Here is a 24,610-nt window from a genome sequence, read left to right on the forward strand (position 1 = left end):
CGCGCCAGTATATACAAAAGTGTGTATAAATATGCATTGTGGGCACGATGTGCCCACAATGCGAATGCTCAGCCGCGTTTGGACGCGATGTCAAGCAGCCATGCGCTGCGCCGCAGGGCCGACTGGTCGTCCTGGCAGATCACCAGCACGGTGTCGTCGCCGGCGATCGTGCCGAGGATGCCCGGGACGGCGTGGCGGTCGATGACGCTCGCCACGTATTGGGCGGCGCCCGACGAGGTGTGCACCACGATGAGGTTGCGCGCACGGGCCACCGAGGTGACGATGCCCGACAGTACTTTCGACATCTGCTGCTGGGCACGCTCATCGGGCTCGTGGCCCTCCGCCTCCGCCGGCGCGTGCTCACCGACGGTGTAGGCGAGCACGCCGTCTGGCAGGCGTGTCTTCGTGGCGTTGATCTCGTCGAGATCGCGGCTCAATGTGGCTTGGGTCACATCGATGCCCTGGCTACTGAGGATTTCGGAGAGCTCCGCCTGCGACGTGACCACATTGTTCTCGAGCGCCTGCTCGATCGCGTTCAAGCGCGCGATGCGGCTCGCCGGACGTTGCATCGGCTGGGAGTCCTGCGTCATCAGACCAGCAGGCTTTCGTCGCCACGCTGCTTGCCGATGAGCCAGGTGAGCAGCGCCTTCTGCGCGTGCAACCGGTTCTCGGCCTCGTCCCACACGACCGACTGCGGGCCGTCAATGACCTCGGCGGTCACCTCCTTGCCGCGGTAGGCGGGCAGGCAGTGCTGGAACAGCGCATCGGGCTTGGCATACCCCATGAGCTCCTCGTTGACCTGATAGGGCCAGAACGGCTTGGAACGCACAGCGTACTGCGATTCCTCGCCCATCGAGACCCAAGTGTCAGTGAACACGCAGTCCGCGCCGGCCACGGCCTCGCGCGGACTGGTCGTCACGAGGATCGATCCGCCGGTCGTGGCGGCGATCGCCTCGGCGTCCTGCACAATCGCCTCATCGGGCAGGTAGCCGTTCGGGCCGGCCACGGCCACATGCATGCCGGCCACGGCGCCCGCGAGCAGGTACGAGTTCGCCATGTTGTTCGCCGCATCGCCCAAGTACGCAATCGACATGCCTTCGAGCGCGTCGACGCCACCCTTGAACTGGGCCAGGGTCAGGAAGTCGGCGAGCACCTGGCAGGGGTGGAATTCGTCGGTGAGCGCGTTGACGACCGGCACTGTGGCCACCGAGGCCATCTCCTCGATGCGCGACTGTTCGAACGTGCGCCAGACGATTGCATACGCCATGCGCGTGAGCACTTCGGTCGTGTCGCTGATTGGCTCGCCACGACCCAACTGGGACCCGGACTTGTCGATGACGAGCGGATAACCGCCCAATTCGGCCACGCCGATCGAGAAGCTCGAGCGCGTGCGCGTGCTCGGCTTGTCGAAGAGCACGGCCACGCCCTGCGGCCCCTCGAAAGGTCGGTGGTGAAAACGGTTCTCGCGGAACTTCATGCCCAGTTCCAGAATCTGCTTTTGCTCCTCGTGATTGACGTCGTCATCGCGAAGCATGTGCCGAAGCTGCGCCATAATGGCCTCCTTGCTGTATGGTGGGTGGTTTTCGGCTCCCGCGCCTATTCGGTCGCCAGATCGTTCGGCATGAGGGCGAGGATGCCGACGGCCTCGTTGATGTCCTGTTCGCTCGCGATCAACGGCGGTGCCAGACGTAGCACGGTCGGCGACGGTGCGTTGATGATCAGACCGTGGTCGAGCGCCCATCCCACAGCGGCATGCGCGCACGGCCGCGTCAGCACGATCGCATTGAGCAGGCCGCGGCCGCGCACCGACGCGAACAGCGGGTTGTCGGTGGCCATGATGCCCGTGCGCAGTTGCTCGCCGCGCTCGTTCGCCTGCGCCACAAGCCCTTCGCGTTCGATCACGCCGATGGTGGCGAGGGCCGCCGCGGCGCCAAGCGGGTTGCCGGCGAACGTCGAACCATGGGTGCCGGGCGAGAACAACGCCGAGAGTTCCTCGCCGAACGAGATCATGCCGCCCATCGGGAATCCGCCGGCCACGCCTTTGGCAAAGGTTACGATGTCGGGGGTGATGCCGCCCAGATCGTCGCGCTGGAACGCGAACCATGCGCCCGTGCGGCCCATGCCGGTCTGCACCTCGTCGACGATCATCAGGGCGTTGTGCTCGTCGCACAGCGCCCGCACGCCGCGGATGTACTCGGCGTCGAGTGGCAGCACGCCCGCCTCGCCCTGAATCAGTTCCATGATGACCGCGGCCACCGGGCCTTTGCCGTCATCGGTGGCGAGCGCGGCGCCCATCGCGTCGAGGTCGTTGGCCTCGACGAACTCGATATTCGGCACAAGAGGCTCGAACGGCGTGCGGATCGCCGGCTTCCAGGTGGCCGAAAGCGCACCCATCGTGCGCCCGTGGAATCCGTGGGTCAGCGCGAGGATGCGGTAGGGGCGCGCATCGTCGGTCTGCAGGGTGGCGCCGTACAGCTTGGCCATCTTGAGCGCGGCCTCGTTGGCCTCGGTCCCTGAATTGCCGAAGTAGACGTGCGAGCCCTGCGGGGCGCCGGCGAGTTCGATGAGCTTGGTGGCCAGTTCGATCTGCGGCTTGGTCGCGAAATAGTTGCTCACGTGCGCGGCGCGCTGTGCCTGTTGCGCGACGGCCTCGCACCAGTCCGGGTGTGCGTAGCCGAGCGCGTTCACCGCGATGCCCGCGAGGAAGTCGAGGTATTCGTTGCCGTCGACGTCCCACACGCGCATGCCCTGCCCATGGTCGAGCACGCGCAGCGGCGTGCCGAACACGTGCATGTGCACATCGTCGTATTTGCCGAGCCAAGCGGCGTCCTGCCCCAGTGGCTGTGTCTCAGTTGCCATATGAGCTCCTCATTTCCAGTCCTTCACCCGGTTCGACCATCGTGCCGATGCCCGCCGAGGTGAATATCTCGTTGAGTATGGAGTGTGGTTTGCGTCCGTCGATGATGTGCGCCTGGCGCACGCCGCCGTCGATGGCGCGGATGCACGCCTCCATCTTGGGGCGCATGCCCGATTCGAGGTCGGGCAGCAGGTCGCGCAGGTCCTCGACGCCGATGCGGCCGATGAGCGAATTGCGGTCGGGCCAGTCCGCGTACAGGCCGTCCACATCCGTGAGGATGACGAGCTTGTGCGCGCCGAGCGCGGTGGCAAGCGCGGCCGCGGCGGAATCGGCGTTGACGTTGAGCACCTCGGTGGCGTCGTCCTCGTTCGGGGCGACCGACGAGACGACGGGGATGCGACCGGCGTTGATCAAATCGATCACGGCCGAGGCATCGACGCCGACGACGTCGCCCACCAGGCCGATGTCGGTGGGCTTGCCGTCGATGAGCGGCTTGCGTTGGATCGCGGAGAACAGCGCGCCGTCCTCACCGGACAGGCCGACGGCAAGGGGTCCGTGCGCGTTGATCAGGCCGACGAGTTCGCGCGAGACCTTGCCGGTGAGCACCATGCGCACCACATCCATCGCCTCGGGCGTCGTGACGCGCAGGCCGCCCTTGAACTCGGAGTGGATGCCCAAGGCCTTGAGCATGTGCGAGATCTGCGGGCCGCCGCCGTGCACGATCACCGGGTGCAGGCCCACTTGGCGCAGGAACACCATGTCTTCGGCGAAGCATTCCTTGAGGTGGTCGTCGACCATCGCGTTGCCACCGTATTTGATGACGATCGTCTTGCCGTAGAATTCCTCAAGCCACGGCAGTGCCTCGATGAGCACTTCCGCCTTCTGGTCGGCGCGCAGGTCGGTGTGCACGTCGAGGTGGAATCCCGGTCCTTTCAGTTCCTTTGCCATATCCTCAGCTCTCGTAGTCCGCATTGATGTGCACGTATTCGTGGGTCAGGTCGTCGGTCCACACGGTGGCGGACTCTGTGCCCGCATGCAGGTCCACGTCGATGTCGATCTGGCGTGGCGTCATGTCGACCTCGCTGCGGTCGCGGCCAGGTTTGCCGCCATCGCAGATGCGCACGCCGTTGACATCGACCGTCACCGCGTCGGGGTCGTAGGGCGCCACATCCACCGGCACGGTGCCGAGTGAGCTGACGATGCGCCCCCAGTTGGGGTCGTTGCCACTGATCGCGCATTTGAGCAGGTTCGACGACGCGATCGCACGTCCACACGCCAGCGCCGCATCCTCGCTTGTGGCACCGGCCACGGTGATGCGGATGTCGTGGCTCGCGCCTTCGCCGTCACCGATGATCTGGCGGGCCAAGCTCGCACAGCAGTTCGCGATGAGGTCGTTGAACTCATCCGGGTCGGGTTCGATGCCCGAGGCTCCCGAGGCCAGCAGCAGCACGGTGTCGTTGGTGGACATGCAACCGTCCACGTCAATGCGGTTGAACGAAGTGTCGACCGCCGCTCCCAGCGCCGCTTGGAGCTGGCCGGCTGTCACCACGGCGTCGGTGGTGACCACACAGAGCATCGTGGCAAGCTGTGGGGCGATCATGCCCGAGCCCTTGACCATGCCGCCCACACGGAATCCGTTCGACCCCATGCGTGTGACTGTCTTGGGTTTGGTGTCGGTCGTCATGATCGCGTGGGCGGCGTCCTCGCCGGCGGCCATCGTCGGCTCAAGCTTGGCGAAGGCGCGCGCGGCGCCGTCAAGCACCTTGTCGAGCGGAAGCAGTTCACCGATGAGACCGGTGGAGCATACGGCCACTTCGCCGTCTTCGGTGCCGAGCAGCCCGGCCACCTCATGTGCGGTTGCCACGGATTGCGCATACCCCGCTTCGCCGGTGCATGCGTTGGCGCCGCCGGAGTTGAGGATGACGGCCTTGAGCGAACCGTTGGCCACGGCCTTGCGCGACCATTGCACGGGCGCGGCGCAGAACCGGTTGGTGGTGAACACGCCGGCGGCGGCCGTGAGCGGCCCCTCATTCACGACGAGCGCCACATCTTTCTTGCCCGGTGTAGCCGAGATGCCGGCTTCGACACCGGCCGCTGAGAATCCTTGCGCGAATGTCACGCTCATGGTGCGACTCCAATCTTCGTCAAACCGTTTTCCTCATTGAGTCCGAAGGCCAGGTTGAGGGATTCGACCGCCTGGCCGGCTGTGCCGCGGTTGAGGTTGTCGATCGCGGCGAACGCGTGCAGGGTTCGGCTGCGCCGGTCCACGGCCACTTGCACATGCGCGGCGTTCGATCCGAGCACGTTCTGCGTGGCCGGCATGGCGCCGGGGGCGAGCACGCTGATGAACCCTTGGCCCTCGTATGCGCCGGTCCATATGGCATGGATCTGCTCGTCGGTCAGGTCCATGGCGGCGTCGGTGAGTTTCGCGCTCACCGAGGCGAGGATGCCACGCGACATCGGCACGAGCATCGGGGTGAACGCGAGGGTGAACTCGCCGGCCGCCGCGGCGTCCAGACCGGCGGCGTGGGCGAAGTTCTGCAGGATTTCGGGAATGTGGCGGTGGGTGCCGCCCACCGCATACGGTACCGCCGAATTGAGCGCCTCGGAGGCGAGCAGGTTGGTGCGCTTGAGGTTCTTGCCGGCCCCGGAATACCCGACGGCCAGATCGGCGACGATCGTGTGTGGCACGACGAGGTTGTTCGCGATACCGGGCTGCATGGCCAAGGTGACGGCGGTGACGTTGCAACCGGGACCGGCGATGCGCTTGGCCAGCGCGAGCCGCTCGCGCTGGCGCCGGTATGCGCCATTGGCATCCTTGCCGAGAATGAGTTCGGGCATGCCGTACACCCAATGCTCGTAGAACGCGCCACCATAATAGTCGTCCCACGCCTGCTGCTGTTCGAGGCGGTGGTCGGCGCCCAGGTCCACGATCACCGCGTCGTCGTCGAGCTGTGCGGCGAGGGCGCCGGATGCGCCATGGGGCAAGGCGAGCACAATCACATCGTGCCCGTTCAACGCCTCGGGTGTAGTGTCTTCGACGATCAGGTGGGCCAATTGGGGAATATGCGGCTGGAAGGCGCCCAGTGGCTGCCCCACCGACGAATGCCCGGCCACCGTGGTGACCTCGAAGTCCGGATGCGCAGCCAGAATACGCAGCATCTCACCGCCGGCATAGCCGGTGGCGCCTGCGACGGCGACGGTATGTTTGCCCATGGTCAGCTCCTCTGTGCTTGGTTAGCTGCCGAGTATACACTTTATGCAGAACAATGCATAACTATACGTTCTTGGGGAGCCGTCTGTGCGTGTCGCCGAGCGCCGCTCACGCCTGCACGGAGTCGCCGGAGCCGCCGGACGTGGAGGAATTGAGCGACTGGAGCATCTGGTTCATCACGTCGTCCATCGAGACGCCGTTGATCATGAGCCACACGAACGCGATTGTGTAGAGCACGTTGATGATGACCGCGGCCAGGGCGAGCCCATACCCTTTCATGCGCATGATGCGCGTGCGGCGCATGCTCAGTGCGCCCAGGATCGCGGGCATGATCGGCACGGGCAAGAACAACGCGAACACGAACGCGATGATCGCGCCGGCGTCCCACCGCCCGTAGAAGATGTTCTGGTTGGGGTCCTCCATGTCAATGCCGTTGACGTAGCGCGGGTATTTGCTGCCCTGCTGGGTGGCGCCGGGTGCTTGCGGCGCCTGCGCCTGCTGCCCGGCCCACGGTTGGGTGGGCGCCTGGTTCGGCTGCGGCACTGCCGGCGTCGGCCCCGCTTGCGTTGCTTCCGCCGGCTGGGGCTCGGGGTCGGGACGCCCGAAGATGTAGGGGTCGTAGTCCTGCGGGAACTGGTTGTCCATCGCGCCGTACGCCGGGCGCAGATATTGCCCGTATCTCGGCTGGCTGGCCCCTTGTGTGCCGGCTGCAGGGCCGGATGAGTCGACCGGAGCAGCATTGGCCCCGTTCGGCCCCTGCTGCGGCTGCGACGATGGATACTGGTCCGGTTGACTCATCATGGTCCTGTTCGTTTGGTGGTTGGTGTGCACTAGGCGCGCAGTTGCGCACCGAGTTCGGATGCCTTGTCGACGATGCGCTGGCGGATCTCCTCGCTGTCTTCGGAAGTGAGGGTGCGGTCCGGCGCGCGGAACGTGACCGCATACGCGAGCGACTTCTTGCCTTCGCCCACCTGATCGCCCGTATACACGTCGAACAGTTCGATGGACTCGAGCATGTCGCCGGCGGCGTCACGGATCGCTTCGCCGAGATCATGCGCACTCACCGTGTCGGGCACCGTGAACGCGAGGTCCTGCTTGACCGGCGGGAACGTGGAGATCGGCTTGGCCTGCACCGGTTTGTTGCTCAGGGTGCCGAACAGCGCGGTCAGGTCGAGTTCGAAGGCGGCGGTGTGGTGCGGCATGCCGAGCGCGTCGTCGACCTTGGGGTGCAACTCTCCGACGAAGCCGACGCGCTTGCCGCCGGCCACCACATGGGCGCTGCGGCCGGGGTGCCATTGCGCAGGCACATCCTGCGCGGCGGGCTGGTCGAAGGTCACATCGGCGCCGAGGCGCGCGGCGATGCGGCGTACCGCTTCGACGGCGTCGCTCCAGTCGACGGTGCGGCGGTCGCCAAGCCAGCCGTCGTCTTCGGCGAGCCCGGTCATCATGCCGGCCACATGCAGCGGCTGGTCAGGCAGGCCGGCGTCGAGTGCGGCAAGCTGTTCAGGCGTGGGACGCACGCCGCCGGGCAGTGCGGGAATCGCCGGGGCGTCCGGCGAGGCGAGATACACGTGGCCGAGCTCGTAGCAGGCCACGTTGTCAAGGCCACGGCGGATGTTGCGCTGCACCGTCTGCGCCAGCGTGAGCAGGATCTGGCGGCGCAGGTACGGGCGGTCGTCGGCGAGCGGGTTGACGATTTCCACGCTCACCGGCTCCACCTCTTTGGGGTCGATCATGAATGCCTTGTAGTCGGCAGGGCCCACAAACGGGTAGCTCAGTGTCTCCACCATGCCGTATTCGGCAAGCTCGTCGGCCACCTGACGCTTGTGGAGCTGGTCGGCGGTGAGGCCCACATGCCCTTCCACCGGCGCGTGCGGCACATGCACGGGGATCTTGTCGTACCCGTAGATGCGCGCGACTTCCTCGACAAGGTCGCATGGCTCGTTCAGGTCCGGGCGCCACGACGGCGGCACGACGGAGAATTCACCGTTGCCGCCACCCGCGGCGGTGCAACCGATGTCGGTGAGGATCGCACTAATGTCGTTGAGGTCCAGATCGAGGCCTGCGATGCGCTTGACTTCGTTCGCCTTGAACACGATCGGCTGGCGGCGCTTGGTGTTGTTTACGTCGCGCGGTGTTTGCGAGGCGGTCGCCGACCCGTAGGCCTCGAGCAGGTCGCATGCCATCTGCGCGGCGGCCGGCTGGATCTGGTCGTCCACACCGCGTTCGAAACGGCGGGCGGCTTCTGACGGGATCTTGTGGCGGCGCGAGGAGCGCGCCACGGAGATCGGATCGAAGTGTGCGGCTTCGAGCAGGATGTTCGTTGTCTCACTGGTGACCTCGCCGTATTCGCCGCCCATGACGCCGGCGATGCCGAGGATGCGCGACCCCTGTTCGCCATTCGGCGAATCGGTGATGAGCAGGTCCTCGGGGTCGAGGTCGTGGTCCTTGCCGTCGAGCGTGGTGAGCGTTTCTCCAGCGCGCGCACGGCGCACGACAATCGGCCCCTCGATCTTGTCGAGGTCGTAGGCGTGCATCGGCTGTCCCAGATCGAGCATGACGTAGTTCGTCACGTCGACCGGCAATGTCAACGAACGCATGCCTGCGCGCGTCAGGCGGCGGCGCATCCAGTTCGGTGTCTTGCTCGCGGCGTCGTAGCCATGCACGGCGCGCGCATAGAAGCGGTCACAGCCGACGACGCCGTGGATCGGGTTCTCATCGTCGATGATCACGTCGATGTCGTGCGTCGTGCCTTCGGCCTGTTCTTCGATCTGCGGCACATGCGCATTGAGCTCGCCGACCGGGTCGGTGAACTCGGCGCCCGTGGAATTGTGGAATTCGCGCGCGATGCCGCGGTAGGAGAACGCGTAACCGCGGTCCGGAGTCACGTTGATCTCGAGGATCGGCTGGTCGAGGTGCAGCAGGTGCATCGCGTCGTCACCGGGCTTGAGCGCCTCGTATTCCTCGGGGGTGAAGCCGTAGTCACGCAGCAGGATGATGCCGTCGTGGCTGTCGCCGAGGCCGAGCTCACGTTCCGAGGCGCACATGCCATCGGAGATGTGGCCGTAGGTCTTGCGCGGTTCGATGCGGAAGTCGCCGGGCAGCACGGCGCCGGGCAGCGTGACAACGACCTTCTCGCCGGCCTTCATGTTCGGTGCGCCGCAGATGATGCCGCGCGGCACCTTGTTGCCCTGCTCGTCGACGCTGTTGTATGCGTCGCCCACGTCCACATGGCACCAGTTGATGACCTTGCCGTTCTTCTGCGGTTCGGGCGTGGCGTCGACAACGTAGCCTACCACGATTGGACCGGTGACCTGCGACTGGTGGATCTCCTCCTCCTCGAGTCCGACACGCACGAGGTCCTTCGCGAGCTGCTCGTACGTGAGCCCCTCGGGCACCTCCACGTGGTCGCGCAACCAATCAATATCTACCATGGGCATCTCGAATCACTCCCCCATCACAAACTGTTCGCTGAATCGCACGTCACCTTCGACCAGGTCGTGCATGTCGTTGATATCGTGGCGCAGCAGCAGCGTGCGCTCGACTCCCACACCGAACGCGAAGCCGGTGTACACGTCCGGGTCGAGGCCCGCGGAGCGCAGCACATTCGGGTTGACCATGCCGCAGCCGCCCCATTCGATCCAACCGGGGCCGCCCTTCTTGTCGGGGAACCACAGGTCGAGTTCGGCGCTCGGCTCAGTGAACGGGAAGTAGCTGGGGCGCAGACGGCTCTTGGCTTCGGGGCCGAACATGGCCACGGCAAGTTTGTCGAGCACACCCTTGAGGTCGGCCATCGTCAGGCCCTTGTCCACGGCGAGCGCCTCGACCTGGTGGAAGACCGGTGTGTGGGTCGCGTCGAGCTCATCAGTGCGGAACACGCGGCCGGGGCACGCGATATACAGCGGCACACCATGGGCGATGAGCCCACGGACCTGGTCCGACGAGGTCTGGGTGCGCAGCACCATGTTGGAGCCCACAAACCCGGCGGCATCCTTGGACTGGTTGCCCTTGACATAGAACGTGTCCTGCATCTGGCGTGCCGGATGGTCGGGGCCGAAGTTCAACGCGTCGAAGTCGAACCATTCGGTTTCCACTTCGGGACCGTCGGAAATCTGCCAACCCATGCCGACGAAGAAGTCCTCGACGTCTTCCATGAGCTTGGGCAGCGGATGGCGCGCGCCAAGCGGGTTGCGGCGTACCGGCAGCGTCATGTCCACGGTTTCGGCGGCCAGTTCGCGGGCTTCCTCTTGGGCTTTCACCTCGGCTTCCTTCGTGCCGTAGGCTCGGCCGAAGTCGGCGCGCAGCTTGCCCATGAGCTTGCCGGCCTCTTTCTTCTGGTCCTTGTCGAGCGAACCGATGGCCTTGCTGGCCTGGGTCATCGCGGATTGGGCGCCGGCGTATTGCGTCTTGATCGCCTTGAGTTCCTCCATGCTGGAGGCCTGTGCTATTGCGGCGATGCCTTCGGCAACCGCTTTGGCTACCGCATCGGCATCAAATTGTGTGCCTTGTGCCACGAGATACCTTTCCGTCACATGCATCGGAGACGCGAAAACGCGTCATTCCAACGATTTACCGACTTCACATTCTTTCAATACGACTCGACATAGCCAAGGTCATGAGCATCACCGCGGCGCTTGTGCCAAGGTTGAGCGATTCGGCCTTGCCATAGATCGGGATCGAGGTGATGATGTCCGCCTGTTCGAGCAGGACAGGATCCAGTCCTCGTGCCTCATTGCCGAACAACACCGCAATCGAGCCGTCCAGCGCGGCGCCTTCGCGCACCACATCGGGCAGGCTTTCCGGAGGCCTGCCTTCCGTGCCATAGACGTCGGCGGCCATGACGGTGGTGGCGTGGTCGGCGCAGAACACGAAGAACGCGTTTTCATCCATCGCGAGCACCGGCAGATGGAACAGCGATCCGGTCGTGGCACGGATGACCTTGGGGTTGAACACGTCCACGCATGACCCGACCATGACGACGGCGTCACACCCGGCGGCATCGGCGCTGCGGATGACGGTGCCCGCGTTGCCGGGGTCGCGCACCTGCCAGAACGCCGCGATGAACGGGCGCGGCGTGGACGGCGCTTGGGTGAGCCGTGCACGGCACGCCTCAAGGTCACCCACAGCTACCACGCCTTGGGCGTCACGGCTCATATGTGCCACCACATCCGGTGTGGCCTTATGCACGTAGATGCCCTCCCCCATGGCCAGGCCAGCGAGCGAGGCGACGGTGGGGTTGGCGAATCCGGCGTCGGGTTCGGTGCCATCCACGGCCACATAGAGGTCGCGCACCACGCCAGGCTGCCAGGTGAGCGCCTCACGCACCGCTTGGGGACCTTCGATAAGGAACCTTCCGCTGCGTTCACGGTGTTTGCGGGAGGAAAGATCGGCCGTGCGGCGCACACGGTCCGCCTTGACATTGGTCATCACAGTTGCATCAATCGGCATATGCCCACCCTACCGCCAGCGCGGGGCAAGCGTCGGCCTTCCGTCATCTCACCCATCAACCACCTGTTTTCAGAAAAACTCCCAGCGAGCGTTCAGCACGCGGCCACGAAGTACCGAGTCGAATCGCAGTGGCGTCAAAGCGCAATCACACCAACGCTGATTACGCTCCGGGCATATGCCCTGCACTGCGACATGCAGCGCCCAGGCGCAGGCCCACCCCATCCATCGATTGATCACAAAAGGAACCGACCATGCTCATAGTCAGGAACGCACTGCACAACGTGGTGCGCAACAAAGGCCGAAACGCGTTGATGATCCTCATCATCGCCATCATCACCGCGGCTGCGGCCGTGGCGCTCGCAATCGTGCAGGCCGCGGAACGCGCACGCACCTCAGCCTTGGACGACACCACAATCAGCGCGCAGATCTCGATCGACCACAGTGCGATGATCGGCAAGGCCCGCGACACGCAGTCCGGCGGCGTGGACATACAGTCGATGCGCGAGGCGATGACCAGCAAGCAACTCACCCTCGCTGATTACCAGAAATACGACAAAACGGCGTATGGCGTCGCCTCATCGTATTACACCGAGACAGCTTCGGCCGCCGCCGTGGACGACGGCATCGAGCCGGTGGATTCCAACGCCACCGTGACAAGCCAAGAGGACCAGTCGATTGGTGACACCTTCAAGGTCGCCGACATCACCGACGACACCACGACCTACACGTTCACCATCGTCGGCATCTACCGCAACACCGCCGAGAACACAATGCCGACGGGCGGACCCATGGCCCCACCGCAAATGACCCCGCGAACGCGATCTACACCTCGGTGTCCACGCTCGATACACTGGGCCTGACCAGTGGCAAGACGATCGAGGTCACCGACGCGCGTGGCGACACCCGCGAGACGCAGGCGGCGCAATTGAGCTACACCTACGTCTTCGACGGCAAGGCACAGTACGACCGGTTCGTCAAGAACGTCCGGACGGCCGGTCTGGACGACGCATACACCGTCTCGTCCGCTGACGTCCAACCATACGAAGCGAGCCTCGTGCCGTTGGACAACCTAGCGAAATTCGCGAAGACCCTGCTCGGCGTCGGTGCCGGTGCCGCGGCATCGTTCCCTGTGTCGAATTCGCTGCTCTCCTCCCAAGTCGAGGCGCAGGCCGAGCAGCAGCAACAGCAGCGCGCGCAGTTCGGCCGTGACATACAGCCGCCGAGCGGTTCGGCGCAGGGCGGATCCTCTCAGGACGGCCTACCCAACGCTCCGCAGAAAGGCAACGGTGCCCCGCAGCAGTGGGGACATGCCACGCAGATGGTCTCCAAGGTCAACGCCACAGTGAACTGGGCCACAATCGGCTGGATGCTGCTCATCGGCATTGGCCTGACCCTGCTCGCCTCGCTTGTGGCCGCCGTGTTCGTGATGCGTTACGAACCCCTGCAGATTCTGGCCGACCGCTCCTGAGCGCACACCACCCACACCCACCATCACGAGTAAGGATTGTCACCATGGCACAACCATCTTCCGCACCATCATCGAATACATCCGCAACCGCCACCCCGATCCTCGCGTTGGACGACGTGAGCTACGCCTACGCCAAGGGCGGACCCGACGTCATCAGCCATATCAGCCACGACTTCGCCGCAGGGCAGGTCACCTCGATCGTCGGACCTTCGGGCGCGGGCAAGACCACCCTGCTCTCGCTCATCAGCGGTTTGACGACGCCGACCGGCGGCGCCGTGCTCTTCGAAGGACGCGACCTGGCGTCGATCGACCGCTACTGGTACCGCAGCCGTGACATCGGCGTGATCTTCCAAAGCTACAACCTGCTGCCCGGATTGACCGTGCTGGAGAACATCATGCTCACGATGGACGCCTCGGGCAAACGGTTCGACCGGATCAAACGCGAGATCGCGCTCGACCTGCTCAAGCAGGTGCATCTGCCCGAGCGGTATGCGGACGAGCGCATCCTGCACCTGTCGGGCGGCGAACAGCAGCGCGTGGCGATCGCCCGCGCGCTGAGCGACGACCCGCGGGTGATCATCGCCGACGAGCCGACCGGCAACCTTGACCCGGCCACGCAGGACGACATCATGCGCATCTTCCTCGACCTTGCGCACCAGCAGGGCCGTTGCGTGATCATCGTGACGCACAGCCCGCAGATCGCCGAGATGTCCGACGCGGTGCTGCGGCTGGCCCCGGCGCAACGGTAGGTCAGTTGCCGAAGAACGAGAATGTGCCTGCGCATAGGGCGGCCGTGAGCGCGGCCACCGGAATAAGCAGGCAGACCACGAGGAACCAGCGGTCGCGCGCGCGTACGACACTGACGCGCGCGTGGCTGCGCGGTTCGTCGGAGCCGAACCCGCGCGCCTGCATGGCCACGGCGAGCGTGGTGGAACGGCGTATCGACAGCACGAGCAGCGCGAAGGCCTGCGGGAAGAACGACTTGAATTTGCTGTCGTCGCCCAGTCCGCGCGACCGGCGCGACGCGGTGAGTGCGGCCCAGTCGTCCTGCAGCACGGAGAACAGACGCATGCCGGCGAGCCCGCCGTACACGAACCGGTCGGGCAGGTGCAACAGCTGGCTGAACCCGTCCGCCAGATCGGTCGCGTCGATGCCGAGCACGGCGATGATTGCGGGAATGCCGATTGCGAGGATGCGCAACGCCGTGGCGAGCGCCAGTTCGGCGGAACGGTCGGTGATGGTGATCCACCCCCAGTGCCACCATGTGCCGCCTCCTGATTTGCCGTACAGCAGCACCGCCAAGGCGGATCCGGGCGCGCCGATGAAGATCGGCCACGTGGAGCGCACGATGCGCCACGGCGTGAACCCGATGGCCATGAGGATGAGCACCTCGAGCCCGAGCGCCACGCTCGCGGAGACCCAGTCGAGGCTCAGCAGCAGCGGCAGCGACGCCAGGAACGCGCCGCCCAACCGGTAGACGGGGTTGATCGAGGCGAGCAGGGGTGACCTGCTCGCCGGTTTGATCGTGTCTTCGCGCTCGTTGACCGCGCTGACCTCGATGTCAGTGGAGTGCGCGGCGGGCGCGGACTGCGGAGCCGCAACCCATTCACCGTGTGCGTCGTGCGGCACGAGTTCGACGACGCGCGCGCCGAGCGCGGTGACGAGCTCGCGGTCGTGCGTGACGACGATGATGCTGACGCCGTCGGAGCGCAGGGAGTGGATGAGCCGCACGATCTGCATCCATGTGCGCCGGTCCTGCCCGAAGGTCGGCTCGTCGAGGATGAGCACGCGCGGTGCGGCGGCGAGCGCGGCGGCCACGGTCAGACGCCGCTTTTCGCCGCCGGACAGCGTGTAGGGGTTCATCCGCGCGTATTGGTCGAGGTGGAACCGGCGCAGCAGTTCCATGCCGCGCTCGCGGGCCGTCTGTTCGTCCACGCCGGTGCGCGTGGGGCCGAGCATGACTTCGCCGAGCACGCTTGAGCAGGCGAACTGGTGCTCGGGGTTCTGGAAGACGTAGGAGATCCGCGAGGCGAGCTGGCGTGACGTCCAGTCGACCGGCCACGGGTGCTGTGCGTCGGGGGCGAGCGCCGCTCCGGCGACGACGCGGCCGGTGATGGGTTCGAGGAGCCCGGCGAGGGTGAGCGACAGGGTGGATTTTCCCGCGCCGTTCGCGCCGACGAGCGCGGTGATCTGGCCCGGGCGGAACGCGAGGCTGATGTGTTCGGCGATGGCATTGCCGTCCCGGCCGATCGCCAGGTCGTCGGTCGTGAGCACCGGTTCGCCTGTGCCATCGGCCGGCTCGTATGCAGGTTCGCCGTCGGTGCGGATGCGCGTGATCTCGTCTTCGGCGCGGCGGAAGCGTTCGGGCACCCAGATGCCGAGCTGCGCAAAGTCGAGTGTGGGGTCGGTGAACACTATTTCGGGCGTGCCGTCGGCCACGACCACGGTGTTGCGGAACGTGCTGCGGTCGATCTCCTCTTCGAACCCGTGCTGTTCCACTTGGCGCGCGTCATGTTCGGTTTCCAGGCCGAGTACGACGACGCGGTCGATCATGTCGACCCACCGGTCGGCGCGGTGCTCGACAAGCACCATCGTCGCGCCGGTTCGCGTGAGCACATCGCCCACGGCGCCGACGATCTGCGCCACACCGTCGGGATCGAGGTTGGCGGTCGGCTCGTCGAGCAGCAGCACACGCGGCTGCATCGCGAGCGCGCCGGCGAGGGCGAGCCGCTGCATCTGCCCGCCGCTCAGATGCATGACCGAGCGGTCGAGCTGCAGGCCGCCCATGCCCACCGCGGCGAGCGCATCGTCGACACGTGGCCAGATCTGCTCACGAGGCACGTCGAGGTTTTCCGGCCCGAACGCCACATTGTCTCCGAGACGCTGGAAGATGGCCTGCGCCTCCGGATCCTGCAGCACGAGTCCCACGGCGCCGCGCGCGGCGTGTGTTTCGACGCCGCCAATGAGGATCTCGCCTTCGGTGACGCCGCCGTCCGCGTCTTCGACCTGCACGCCGGTGTCTTGCGCCGCGGTCTGTGCGGCGGATTCGTCGCCGAGCAGGCCGGCCACGCCTTCGAGGATCGTGGATTTGCCGATGCCGGAAGCGCCCAGCAGCAGGACGCGCTCGCCGGCCTTGATGGTGAGGTTGAGCTTGCGCACGGCGAAATGGTTGCGCGAGGCATGCCGGTAGCCCCAATCGCGGAATTGTATCGAGGCGGCGTGTGCTGCGGATGCTGGAGTGGTCATGGTTGCTGCGTGTTCCTTTGCGGTGGTGGATATGCCGATGCGCCGCGCGCATCAGCCCCCGTGTCGAGTTCCGAGTCTAAGACAGGCCGAGGACCGGTAAGCATAGTCTGGGGCCAGATGTCCCGCTCACCGGCCTTTGAACAGGCGGAACAATTGCGACTGCCGCACACACAGGCCACTGGCGAGCGCCGCAAGCACCACGGCGCACAGCAACGCCAGTGGGGCACGGCATGCGGTCGCGATGACCACCGCGGTATCCCCGACGGCCATGCGCACACCATAGGCGGCGATGAGCGCGCATGAGCCCGCCGTGGCCAATCCGGCCCATACGAGCGTCTCCACGCATATGCCGAGCAATTGCGCCGGCTTTGACTCCCCCGAATGCAGCGCGGCGGCGTATTCGAGCCTGCGCATGCGCACGGCGATCACACCGATGGCAAGGCCCAGAAGCGCCGCGAGGAACGGGATCCAACGGGTGGTGCGCGCCATGTAGGTGGCGTAGGGGTCGTAGTGCGCGTCGAAACTCTTGTTGAGTGCGACCACACCGGCTTGGTTCTGCCCATTGCCCACACGCAGCGTGGAGTACAGCAGGTTGCTCGCCGGTTCCGAACGCGGCCATTGGCGTATCCAGCATTCGTTGTAGTCGCCTAGGGCGGCGGCGCGTGGCACAAGGAACGCGTAGGCGAAACGGGTGTCACGCCCATCGTTGGGCCATGGGTAGACGCCTGCCACGGTGGCGTTGCCATGGTCCGTGGCCAATGTGGAGCCGACCGTGAGCCCGAAGTCACGCGCCACGTCGGTCGACACCCAGATCCCCGACGTGTCGATCGGCGAGGCGACGGCGCCGTTCGACGCGATGAGCGATAGCATGCCTTGTGTGACCTCGAATGATTGCAGGGCGTTGTTCGGCGTGGACAATGGCGTGATCTCCTCGCCGGTGCGCACGGCGCCCGATTGCGCGATGGGAACGCCTGACGATTGGGCGAGCCGGTCGCATGCACCACCGTCCACGGTGCCGCCGACCACCGTATCCACGTCGGCCATGGCCTGCACGCGTGCCATGGCCTCATGTTCCATCGCCACCACCGTGTAGGCTTCGTATCCCCCGAGCAGCATGCCACCAAGCAGCACGGCGACGAACAACGCCAATGCGTGCGCGTTGCCGGCGCCCACATTGCGCATCGCCTCGGAGAGTATCGACCTGAGTCTCATGTCCCCCCTTCATCCATTGGGTGCGTAGTGTGCAAGATCGACCACATGGTCGCAGGCGTCCCTGGTGTCGGGATCATGGGTGGCCACCAGCACGATCATGCCTTGGTTGGCGAGGTTGCCCAGCACGTGGCTCACCGAATGCGCGGTCCGTGTGTCCAGTTGGGCCGTTGGCTCGTCCACAAGCAGCATGTCGGGTCGTGAGCACACGGCCCTCGCCAGCATGAGCCGTTGCGCCTCGCCTCCGGACAGCTCACTGAACCGCCGGCCGGCCGCATGGTCAAGATCGAACAGCCCCATCGCCTCCAAGGCCTGTGGTTCCGCTTCCTCACGGCTGAACCCCTTGGCGAGCAGCGGGAACACCACGTGGTCCAACGCGCTCCGTTGCGCCACACCCACCGGGTTCTGGAACACCCAGCCGGTCCGGGCGATGCCAATGCGCTCCACGCTGCCCGCATAGGGCTTTTCCCAACCGGCCAGGATCGACAGTAGCGTGGACTTCCCACATCCGGACGGCCCGCAGACCGCCACCGTCATCCCGGGGTCCACGGTCATGTCAAGATGTTCGAACAGCAGGTCGGTTCCGGGGAACCGGTGGGCCAAATCATGCACTACCAACCGCATGGCCGATCACCCGCACTGCAATGTGGCCAGCGTGGGGCCGATCAGCACATCATGCACGTCCTTGACGTCCAAGTGTTCAGGCTGCACAAGCGACGCGCCCAATTCGCTCGTGATGATGCGCACCGGTACCGTCTTGGGCGATCGCGCCGTGCCCGTGGCGATGCATGCCGAGGCCCCATCGGTGCCGAACACGGCGCCGGCGGGCACCCGCAGTGTTTGTATGGCCTGGTTTAGCGTGAGCTGGGCGTCCATGCCCGCGGCCCGTTCCTCCGGCGTCTTGCCTTGGTAGCCTTCGGTGGCGGCGATCTGTGCGAGCAGACCGGCATCGGTGATCTCCGTGGAGCCTGCGGGCAGTGGCGCCGCAACGCCGAACACCGTCAGTGTGCGTTCCTTGTCGGAAGGGGAACCGTTGCGGATCGCGAGCTTCACCAACCCGCCTGGCACCATCCCCAATGCGGCTCCCGCCTGCACATTGCTGCCTTGGACCGCCGTCCAGTCCCGTACGTTCACCACATCCTCGGGAATCCACATGGTGTCCGAAAGACGCATGTCCATGTCTTCTGGCGCAACGCCGTCCGAGTTGCCCACATCCACCATGAGCTGCCGCCACCCGTTGCCGGTGTTCCAGTTGTATTCCGCGGATTGCGGCACGCTGTCATAGCCCAATCTGCCGAGCTCGTCATTCAACGAACGGACGTCCTCTCCCCTGTCCCCCACCTTGAGGTCACGGTACAGGGGTGTCGCCGTGTGCAGCGCCACGATGTTCCGGTCGTTGACCTGATAGGCCCGTGTACCGGAACGCAGCTCTCCCCCGTCCAGTTCTCGGTCACAGTGCCGCTGGCGTTGCCCAACAGGTCGCGGTTGCCGGAGACCGTGGGAACCACGTTCACCTGTTGTGTGCCGGAGTACTCCTGCACGCTGGCCGGCGCCGATTCCACCATGCTTGGGGCACTCAACACCGAGGGTGCGCGGTCCGGCAACCACAATGCGCATGCCCCTACCGTAAGCGCGGCGGCGGTGATCGCCGCAAGCAACACCCAAGTCAACACGGGTGCGGCTCTGCGCTTGCCATTGTGCTGCTGTTTCCTCGTCATGGCCCCTCCCCTGCCTCGCGGTATGCCACAGTGCATATCCAGTCTCACGTATACTTCCCGCAAAACGCAACCGGCATGCTCGTTATGTGTATGCCTAGCACCACCCCAAGCATAGAGAGCCTCACGGGATTTTCCGTGCCACAGGCGTTGTTGTCGTCTTTAGATGACAACAGATAGTCACTTGCGCGCTTTATTGAGTCGTATGGCGGTGATTTTCAAACCAACAGCGAAGACAACTCTGATGCTCCGCATTCATGTGCCGCTGCATGCACCGTCTCCATTGGTATGATGGGACATGTTCAGAAGGGGGAATAATGCGCTATCCGGGAAAACACATCAGAATCGGGATCGTGGACAACGACGCCCTTGTCTTAGGCGCCTTGCAGTATGTGGTGCGCACCTATCTGCCGCAGAGCGAGGTGATCTGGAAAGAGACCGATGGGAACAGGGCGGTGTCCCTCTGCTCGGCACCCGCCACCACACCGGACGCGCTCATCGTTGACGCCTCCTTGGAAGGCATGACCGGAAGCGAGGTCTGCCGGCGCATCCGCACCAACGATACCGAGATCGTGCTTGTGGGAGTGACTTCGTTCATCCTCGACCGCTTCCATGACGCCATGATGGATAGCGGGGCTCAATGCCTGCTGCCCAAGGACAGGCCGCAGGACATCTGCCAAGCCGTCATGGCGCTCTGTGAATGCCGGATACCCAACGACGCGCGTTTCTCCACGGAAAGCGCCGACGAAGCCCACCGCCGCCTCAGTGAGGAGCAGCAGGTGAACCCAGTTCGCGTGGTCATGCTGTCACCGTGTGAAGAGGAAGTCATGACATGGATCGATTTGGGCAAGTCATCCTCATGGATCGCCAAACGGCTCAACACCTCCGAATCCACCATCAAAACCTATGCGCAGCGCATCTACACGAAACTGGGCGTGCGCACACAGGTCGAGGCTATCATCGCATGGCGCAACAGACGGGGCGAATAAGGATGTGTAGTCTTTTGCCGACTACACCGCACGGTTTGCCACATGTCTTCCCAGAAACGGGTACAGTGAGATGTCCAGACTGTGTTCGACGAAGAAGTCACCATTTGAGGGGCATCATGAGAAGCATTCACAAGGTACTGTCAATAATCACAATCATCGCTTCCGTTGTCAGTCTGTCGTCCTGTTCGAAGAGCGAAGCCGAATCCAACAATGCCATGACAGGAGTCGATACCGGAAAATTTGCAAGCGGAATGACCGACCTTATCGATTCATTGCTTGATGATGACCAATACGACGAGGCACAGAAGAATGTCCTACGTACTGCGTTGCAGCACAATGGGGAGATTCCGTATGCTTCCTACAGTGCGGCATGGGAGTCCTACAGGCAGTGCTTGGTAGATAAAGGGTACACCAAACCACCGCAAAACCTCACCAACGGCATCTACTTCGCACCGGCATACGTATCGTCTGAGGGTCTGACAGAAGAGCAAGACCGCAAACTGAATGACGACATCGGTGAATGCCGAACATCACGGGTTGCTGCCATCGATTTGGCATACCGGACACGGCTCGGCAATCCCGAGTTCTACGGCGATCCCGAGGTGGCTTTGGTCGATTGCCTGCACCGCAAGAACCTGGTGCCGCAGAGCTATACGATGGACCAGTACCGGAAGGAGTCCGACTTGTATATGAATGATACAAGCGAACACGCATTCGACCGGTTCAGCTTCAACATCAACGACAGCGACACGCTCACCTGCATGGCCACAACCGCACCGACACTGCTCCAACCCCGGTTGGAGATATGGAAACCACTAGGCTGACAGGGCGGCCTATTCAGCCTCCTGCAGCGGAATGAACGCCCGTGTACGCCATTGGACCCCATCCGCTGACCCAACCAGTGTGCCACCGAGTTCACGGATCACGGTGGTGAGGGACTGCAACCCACTGCCGCCATATTCCACCACTTGGCCCTCAGCGGCGATGGTGTTACGCGCATCCATACGGATGCCGTCTGCACTGATGGCGATGGACACCGCATACGGCTGTGCGGAATCGGCGTGTTTGAAGATGTTCGTGTAGATCTCATGCACCACCATCAAGGCGACCGACGAGGTCTGGAGGACGCGCGTTGTGGCCGCGTGCTCATCGATGCGCACCTCAGTATGCCCTTGGAAGGCGTTGTCGCGCAGGTATTGTTCGTCTTCGTCAATTTCCGCACGCAGGTCCCGTGTGAACGCATCGAACTGAAGTTCCTCGCTTTCGCCGCTTTCGTGCAATTGGCGGATCAGTGTGCGCATGTCCAGCTGGGCGGCGCTGCTGTATTCCAGGATCCGCCGCCAGGCATCCGCATCCTCGCCATCAGCAGTGTGTTGGCACTGGGCGATCATCGAGATGGCGGAGAGTTTCTGCGACAAGGTGTCGTGGATGTGCGCGGCGAGCATCTGGTCGCGGCGCAGGATGCGCAGTTCGGATTGCACACGCAACAACTGGCGATACTTGCGGTTGCGTTCGCTGTTCCACCGGAAGAAGCGTCCGAGAACGGCGATGAGCGTGTAACCGGCGCAAAATGCCAACACCGTTTGCGCAGGCATGAACTCAGAGCGCAGCACACCTTCGAGGATGGTGTAGCAGATTATGGCCACATACACGGCGATGGCGCCACGGTTGCTCAGTTTATAGCTCAGGATGAGCAACGCCATGAGCAGCATGTACGACGTGAACACCCCATACCCGGCAATGGCGTATTCACCTATGCCATTGAACACGAGGATGGCGAGCGCGGCCTGGACGGGGAACCAGTAGCATGTGACCGCCAAGACCTGCACGATGACGAGGGCGGTGATGATTGCGGCGCCGTTGGCTTTGCCAAAGCTCCATATCTCGAATTGCAGCATACACGAGAACATCGCGATGACCAGGAAAAGATAGGGATGCTGGATGTGGTTCAAAACATCGATGAGTTTCTGTTTCATGGTCTGCCACCTAGAATATATCGTTGCCTTCTCATGGTAGGGGGGGGAAAAGAATCCCTCCCAATCTACAGGAAGGGCTCTCCCCTACTTCGGTCGAGCCAGAGGCGGCGCCTAGCACAACCCGAACTTATGAGCCCAATCGGGACAATATTCCACCATGGACGGATTGCCGCCCTCTCCCAGTTCCACTGAACGCATGTCGGCCGGAGCGGCCGGTGCGACGGCGGTGGTCGCCACAAGCGCGATGGTCACAATGAATGATGAGATGCCCATGATGCATGTCCTCCTGTACTCACATGGTTATTGGATGCATCATCCCATCTTAGCGGTGGTTGAGTTTGTCGAGCAGGAGCGCCTCCGCCACCACGTCGTTGCGCAGGCCGGACACACTCACGGACTCGTTGGGACTGTGCGCGTTGGACTGGGGGTCTTCGGGGCCCGTCACGAGCACTTGCGCATGGGGGAAGATGCGCTGCAGTTCGGGGATGAACGGGATGGAGCCACCTTCGCCCTTGTTCACCGGATTGACGCCAAAGGCCTCACGCAACGCCTCCTCGGCGTCACGGGTGGCCTCGCACTGCGGGTCCATGGCCCAGCCCATGCCCTCGTCGAGCGGCGTGACATGGACCTCGGCACCGAAGGGCGCATGCGATTCAAGGAACGTCACCATTGCCTGCATCGCGGCGTGCGGCTCCTGAGTGGGGGCCACGCGCAGGCTGATGCGGAACCGCGTTTCGGGGCTGATCACATTGAACGACCCGTCCACGGGGTGCGCGTCGAAGCCGATGACCGTGGCACTCGGCTTGGTCCACAGGCGTGAGGCGAGCGAGCCGGTGCCTGCGAGCCGGTACGAATCGACCACACCACTGTCGGCGCGCATGTCCACTTCCTCGATATCGCGGTCCAGACCGCCGATTGGTTCCCCACCGTCCAGACCGGGGATGGCGAGTTCGCCATGCTTGTTGTACATCGAGGCGATGAGCATCGCGGCGAGCGTGTTGGCGTCGAGCACCGGGCCGCCGTACTGGCCCGAGTGCACCGGATGGTCCAGCACCTTCACGTGCACATCGCATGTGGCATTGCCGCGCAGGCTCGTGGTCAGCGACGGCACGTCCGGGGCCCAGTTGCCTGAATCGGCCACGATGATCACATCGGCTGCGAACTCGTCACGGTGCTCCTGGATGAACGGGATGAAGCTGGGGCTGCCCATCTCCTCCTCGCCTTCGATGAACACCTTGATGTTCACACCCAGATCGTCGCCCAGCGCTTTGAGGGCGCCGTAGTGGATGGCGATGCCACCGGCGTCATCGCACGCCCCGCGGCCGTAAAGACGGTCACCCACCTGCGTGCCGGTGAAGGGGTCCGTGTCCCATTCGCCCGCATCGGGCACCGGCTGCACGTCATGATGCGCGTACAGCAGCACAGTCGGCGCCTCGGGATCGACGGTGAGCGACCCGATGACCTCCCACGCGCCGGGCTGCCCATCCGCGCCCGTGGCCTGGACCGCCCGCGCGTCCACGCCCACCTCCTGCAGCAGCGACGCCACGTACTCGGCGGAACGCCGCATATGGTCACCGGCGATGCCCTGCGAGGAAATGGCCTTCAGTGCGATGCGGTGCTTCACCACGTCGAGGATGCCGTTCCAATCGGCGTCCACACGGTTGCGTATTTCTTTTGCGGTCAGGATCATGCCTTGGTTCCTCCCTGTATCAGGACGGTCTCGAATCTGTGTCCGTGAGCCATTGTAATGACTTGGGGCGCGTCTACGGATTCCCGTACGCTTGCGAACCATGGCAGTGTTGAAGCAAGACAAGGATTCCGCTTCCGAACAGAAGGTTGAAGCGCAGAGCGAACAGGCGGGCAAGGGCCGCCCCACCCCTAAGCGCAAAGAGGCCCAGGCTCAGAAACTCCGCCCGCTCGTGCCCAAAGACAGCAAGGAGCAGCGCAAGCGCGCCAAGGCCCGCATCCGCGAGCGCGAGAACATCGAATACGAGGCCATGCGCACCGGCGACCTGCAGCACATGCCCAAGGCCGAGCGCCTGCCGTGGCGCGTCTATACGCGCGATTACATCGATGCGCGTTTCAACATCGGCGAGTTCTTCATTCCGGTCGCGCTCGTCATCCTGATCGCGTCGGTGATCCTCACCGCCGTCTACCCCAACCCGGTCGTCACACTGATCCTGATGACGGTTCTGTATGTGTACCTGTTCGCGATCGTCATCGACGTGGTGGTGATGTGGCGCAAACTCAAGAAGCTCCTGATCGCCAAGTACGGCGAACAGTCCGTGGCCAAAGGCATGCGCACCGGTTCCTATGCGTGGAGCCGCGCGATCCAGCTGCGCCGCTGGCGTCTTCCCAAACCGCGCTACAAGAAGCGCGGGCACTGGCCGAAGTAACGCCTGTGCACCCATTCGCTTCAGGGCGGTCCGATCGTGTGCGATCGGACCGCCCTTTCTTGAACCCTGTACTGCGACTACAATCAGGGGCA

General features: G+C 64.2%; 23 protein-coding genes. 6 read left to right on the forward strand and 17 right to left on the reverse strand.

Translation table 11 applies throughout. From position 1 onward, the window contains the following. Positions 1-68 precede the first annotated feature (68 nt). The 10 genes from argR to OU02_RS00225 form a co-directional block, all read right to left on the reverse strand. Entirely contained in the window at positions 69-590 is a 522-nt protein-coding gene (gene argR / locus OU02_RS00180) for an arginine repressor (RefSeq protein WP_033488251.1), read from the reverse strand. After that, entirely contained in the window at positions 590-1,555 is a 966-nt protein-coding gene (argF, locus tag OU02_RS00185; protein WP_101428543.1) for an ornithine carbamoyltransferase, read from the reverse strand. Before argF ends, argR begins: the two co-directional genes overlap by 1 nt. Before the next feature lie 41 nt (positions 1,556-1,596). After that, on the reverse strand, positions 1,597-2,859 hold the full coding sequence (locus OU02_RS00190) for an acetylornithine transaminase (RefSeq protein WP_033488253.1): 1,263 nt from the start codon (positions 2,857-2,859) through the stop codon (positions 1,597-1,599). After that, the gene (argB, locus tag OU02_RS00195; protein ID WP_033488254.1) at positions 2,849-3,805 is read right to left on the reverse strand and encodes an acetylglutamate kinase; all 957 of its coding nucleotides are present in this window, start codon (positions 3,803-3,805) and stop codon (positions 2,849-2,851) included. The genes OU02_RS00190 and argB overlap by 11 nt, the downstream gene beginning before the upstream one ends. Before the next feature lie 4 nt (positions 3,806-3,809). Further along, positions 3,810-4,982, reverse strand: coding sequence for a bifunctional glutamate N-acetyltransferase/amino-acid acetyltransferase ArgJ (argJ, locus tag OU02_RS00200; protein WP_033488255.1), 1,173 nt, complete (start codon positions 4,980-4,982; stop codon positions 3,810-3,812). Further along, positions 4,979-6,073 (reverse strand): N-acetyl-gamma-glutamyl-phosphate reductase, encoded by a 1,095-nt coding sequence (gene argC, locus OU02_RS00205; protein ID WP_033488256.1) that lies wholly within the window; start codon positions 6,071-6,073, stop codon positions 4,979-4,981. The genes argJ and argC overlap by 4 nt, the downstream gene beginning before the upstream one ends. Before the next feature lie 106 nt (positions 6,074-6,179). Continuing rightward, positions 6,180-6,872, reverse strand: a complete 693-nt coding sequence (locus tag OU02_RS00210; protein ID WP_051918199.1) for a DUF4190 domain-containing protein — start codon at positions 6,870-6,872, stop codon at positions 6,180-6,182. A gap of 29 nt (positions 6,873-6,901) precedes the next feature. Beyond that, complete coding sequence (pheT, locus tag OU02_RS00215; RefSeq protein WP_033488257.1) at positions 6,902-9,511, reverse strand: phenylalanine--tRNA ligase subunit beta; 2,610 nt, start codon at positions 9,509-9,511, stop codon at positions 6,902-6,904. Between the two features lie 6 nt (positions 9,512-9,517). Continuing rightward, positions 9,518-10,609 carry a phenylalanine--tRNA ligase subunit alpha gene (pheS, locus tag OU02_RS00220; RefSeq protein WP_051918198.1) on the reverse strand — a complete coding sequence of 364 codons (1,092 nt, stop codon included), beginning with the start codon at positions 10,607-10,609 and terminating at the stop codon, positions 9,518-9,520. 40 nt (positions 10,610-10,649) lie between these two features. Further along, positions 10,650-11,519, reverse strand: coding sequence for a TrmH family RNA methyltransferase (locus tag OU02_RS00225; RefSeq protein ID WP_033488258.1), 870 nt, complete (start codon positions 11,517-11,519; stop codon positions 10,650-10,652). A 251-nt stretch (positions 11,520-11,770) separates the two neighbouring features. Here OU02_RS00225 and OU02_RS08965 point away from each other — a divergent pair, with 251 nt between their 5' ends. Genes OU02_RS08965 through OU02_RS00240 form a run of 3 tightly spaced genes read left to right on the forward strand, consistent with a single transcriptional unit; the run spans position 11,771 to position 13,736 of the window. Then, a complete protein-coding gene (locus OU02_RS08965) occupies positions 11,771-12,379 on the forward strand; it encodes a hypothetical protein (protein ID WP_241434865.1) in 609 nt (202 codons plus the stop codon). Continuing rightward, positions 12,352-12,987 carry a hypothetical protein gene (locus tag OU02_RS09180; protein ID WP_052110221.1) on the forward strand — a complete coding sequence of 212 codons (636 nt, stop codon included), beginning with the start codon at positions 12,352-12,354 and terminating at the stop codon, positions 12,985-12,987. The genes OU02_RS08965 and OU02_RS09180 overlap by 28 nt, the downstream gene beginning before the upstream one ends. Before the next feature lie 44 nt (positions 12,988-13,031). After that, positions 13,032-13,736, forward strand: coding sequence for an ABC transporter ATP-binding protein (locus OU02_RS00240; RefSeq protein ID WP_033488259.1), 705 nt, complete (start codon positions 13,032-13,034; stop codon positions 13,734-13,736). A 1-nt stretch (position 13,737) separates the two neighbouring features. Here OU02_RS00240 and OU02_RS00245 read toward each other — a convergent pair whose 3' ends face one another. The 4 genes from OU02_RS00245 to OU02_RS08000 form a co-directional block, all read right to left on the reverse strand. Next, on the reverse strand, positions 13,738-16,233 hold the full coding sequence (locus OU02_RS00245; RefSeq protein WP_033488260.1) for an ATP-binding cassette domain-containing protein: 2,496 nt from the start codon (positions 16,231-16,233) through the stop codon (positions 13,738-13,740). A gap of 126 nt (positions 16,234-16,359) precedes the next feature. Then, positions 16,360-17,445: a hypothetical protein gene (locus OU02_RS00250; RefSeq protein ID WP_033488261.1), complete on the reverse strand. Its 1,086-nt coding sequence runs from the start codon at positions 17,443-17,445 to the stop codon at positions 16,360-16,362. 9 nt (positions 17,446-17,454) lie between these two features. Then, positions 17,455-18,066 carry an ABC transporter ATP-binding protein gene (locus tag OU02_RS00255; RefSeq protein WP_033488262.1) on the reverse strand — a complete coding sequence of 204 codons (612 nt, stop codon included), beginning with the start codon at positions 18,064-18,066 and terminating at the stop codon, positions 17,455-17,457. Between the two features lie 6 nt (positions 18,067-18,072). Continuing rightward, on the reverse strand, positions 18,073-18,825 hold the full coding sequence (locus tag OU02_RS08000) for a hypothetical protein (protein WP_225531478.1): 753 nt from the start codon (positions 18,823-18,825) through the stop codon (positions 18,073-18,075). Between the two features lie 685 nt (positions 18,826-19,510). Between OU02_RS08000 and OU02_RS00265 the strand changes: the two genes are divergently transcribed. Both OU02_RS00265 and OU02_RS08975 read left to right on the forward strand, forming a co-directional pair. Then, positions 19,511-20,146 carry a response regulator transcription factor gene (locus OU02_RS00265; protein ID WP_160248836.1) on the forward strand — a complete coding sequence of 212 codons (636 nt, stop codon included), beginning with the start codon at positions 19,511-19,513 and terminating at the stop codon, positions 20,144-20,146. A gap of 215 nt (positions 20,147-20,361) precedes the next feature. After that, positions 20,362-20,970, forward strand: coding sequence for a hypothetical protein (locus OU02_RS08975; RefSeq protein WP_238551884.1), 609 nt, complete (start codon positions 20,362-20,364; stop codon positions 20,968-20,970). 9 nt (positions 20,971-20,979) lie between these two features. On the opposite strand, the gene OU02_RS00275 is transcribed toward OU02_RS08975, so the two are convergent. The 3 genes from OU02_RS00275 to OU02_RS00280 form a co-directional block, all read right to left on the reverse strand. Continuing rightward, the gene (locus OU02_RS00275) at positions 20,980-22,122 is read right to left on the reverse strand and encodes a sensor histidine kinase (RefSeq protein ID WP_033488264.1); all 1,143 of its coding nucleotides are present in this window, start codon (positions 22,120-22,122) and stop codon (positions 20,980-20,982) included. A gap of 111 nt (positions 22,123-22,233) precedes the next feature. Next, positions 22,234-22,395: a hypothetical protein gene (locus tag OU02_RS08795; RefSeq protein ID WP_155270059.1), complete on the reverse strand. Its 162-nt coding sequence runs from the start codon at positions 22,393-22,395 to the stop codon at positions 22,234-22,236. 49 nt (positions 22,396-22,444) lie between these two features. Further along, the gene (locus OU02_RS00280; RefSeq protein WP_033488265.1) at positions 22,445-23,812 is read right to left on the reverse strand and encodes a dipeptidase; all 1,368 of its coding nucleotides are present in this window, start codon (positions 23,810-23,812) and stop codon (positions 22,445-22,447) included. A 100-nt stretch (positions 23,813-23,912) separates the two neighbouring features. Between OU02_RS00280 and OU02_RS00285 the strand changes: the two genes are divergently transcribed. After that, positions 23,913-24,518, forward strand: coding sequence for a DUF3043 domain-containing protein (locus tag OU02_RS00285; RefSeq protein WP_026643305.1), 606 nt, complete (start codon positions 23,913-23,915; stop codon positions 24,516-24,518). Positions 24,519-24,610 lie beyond the last annotated feature (92 nt).

Source organism: Bifidobacterium pseudolongum subsp. pseudolongum DSM 20099 (assembly GCF_000771225.1).
GTDB classification, from domain to species: domain Bacteria; phylum Actinomycetota; class Actinomycetes; order Actinomycetales; family Bifidobacteriaceae; genus Bifidobacterium; species Bifidobacterium pseudolongum.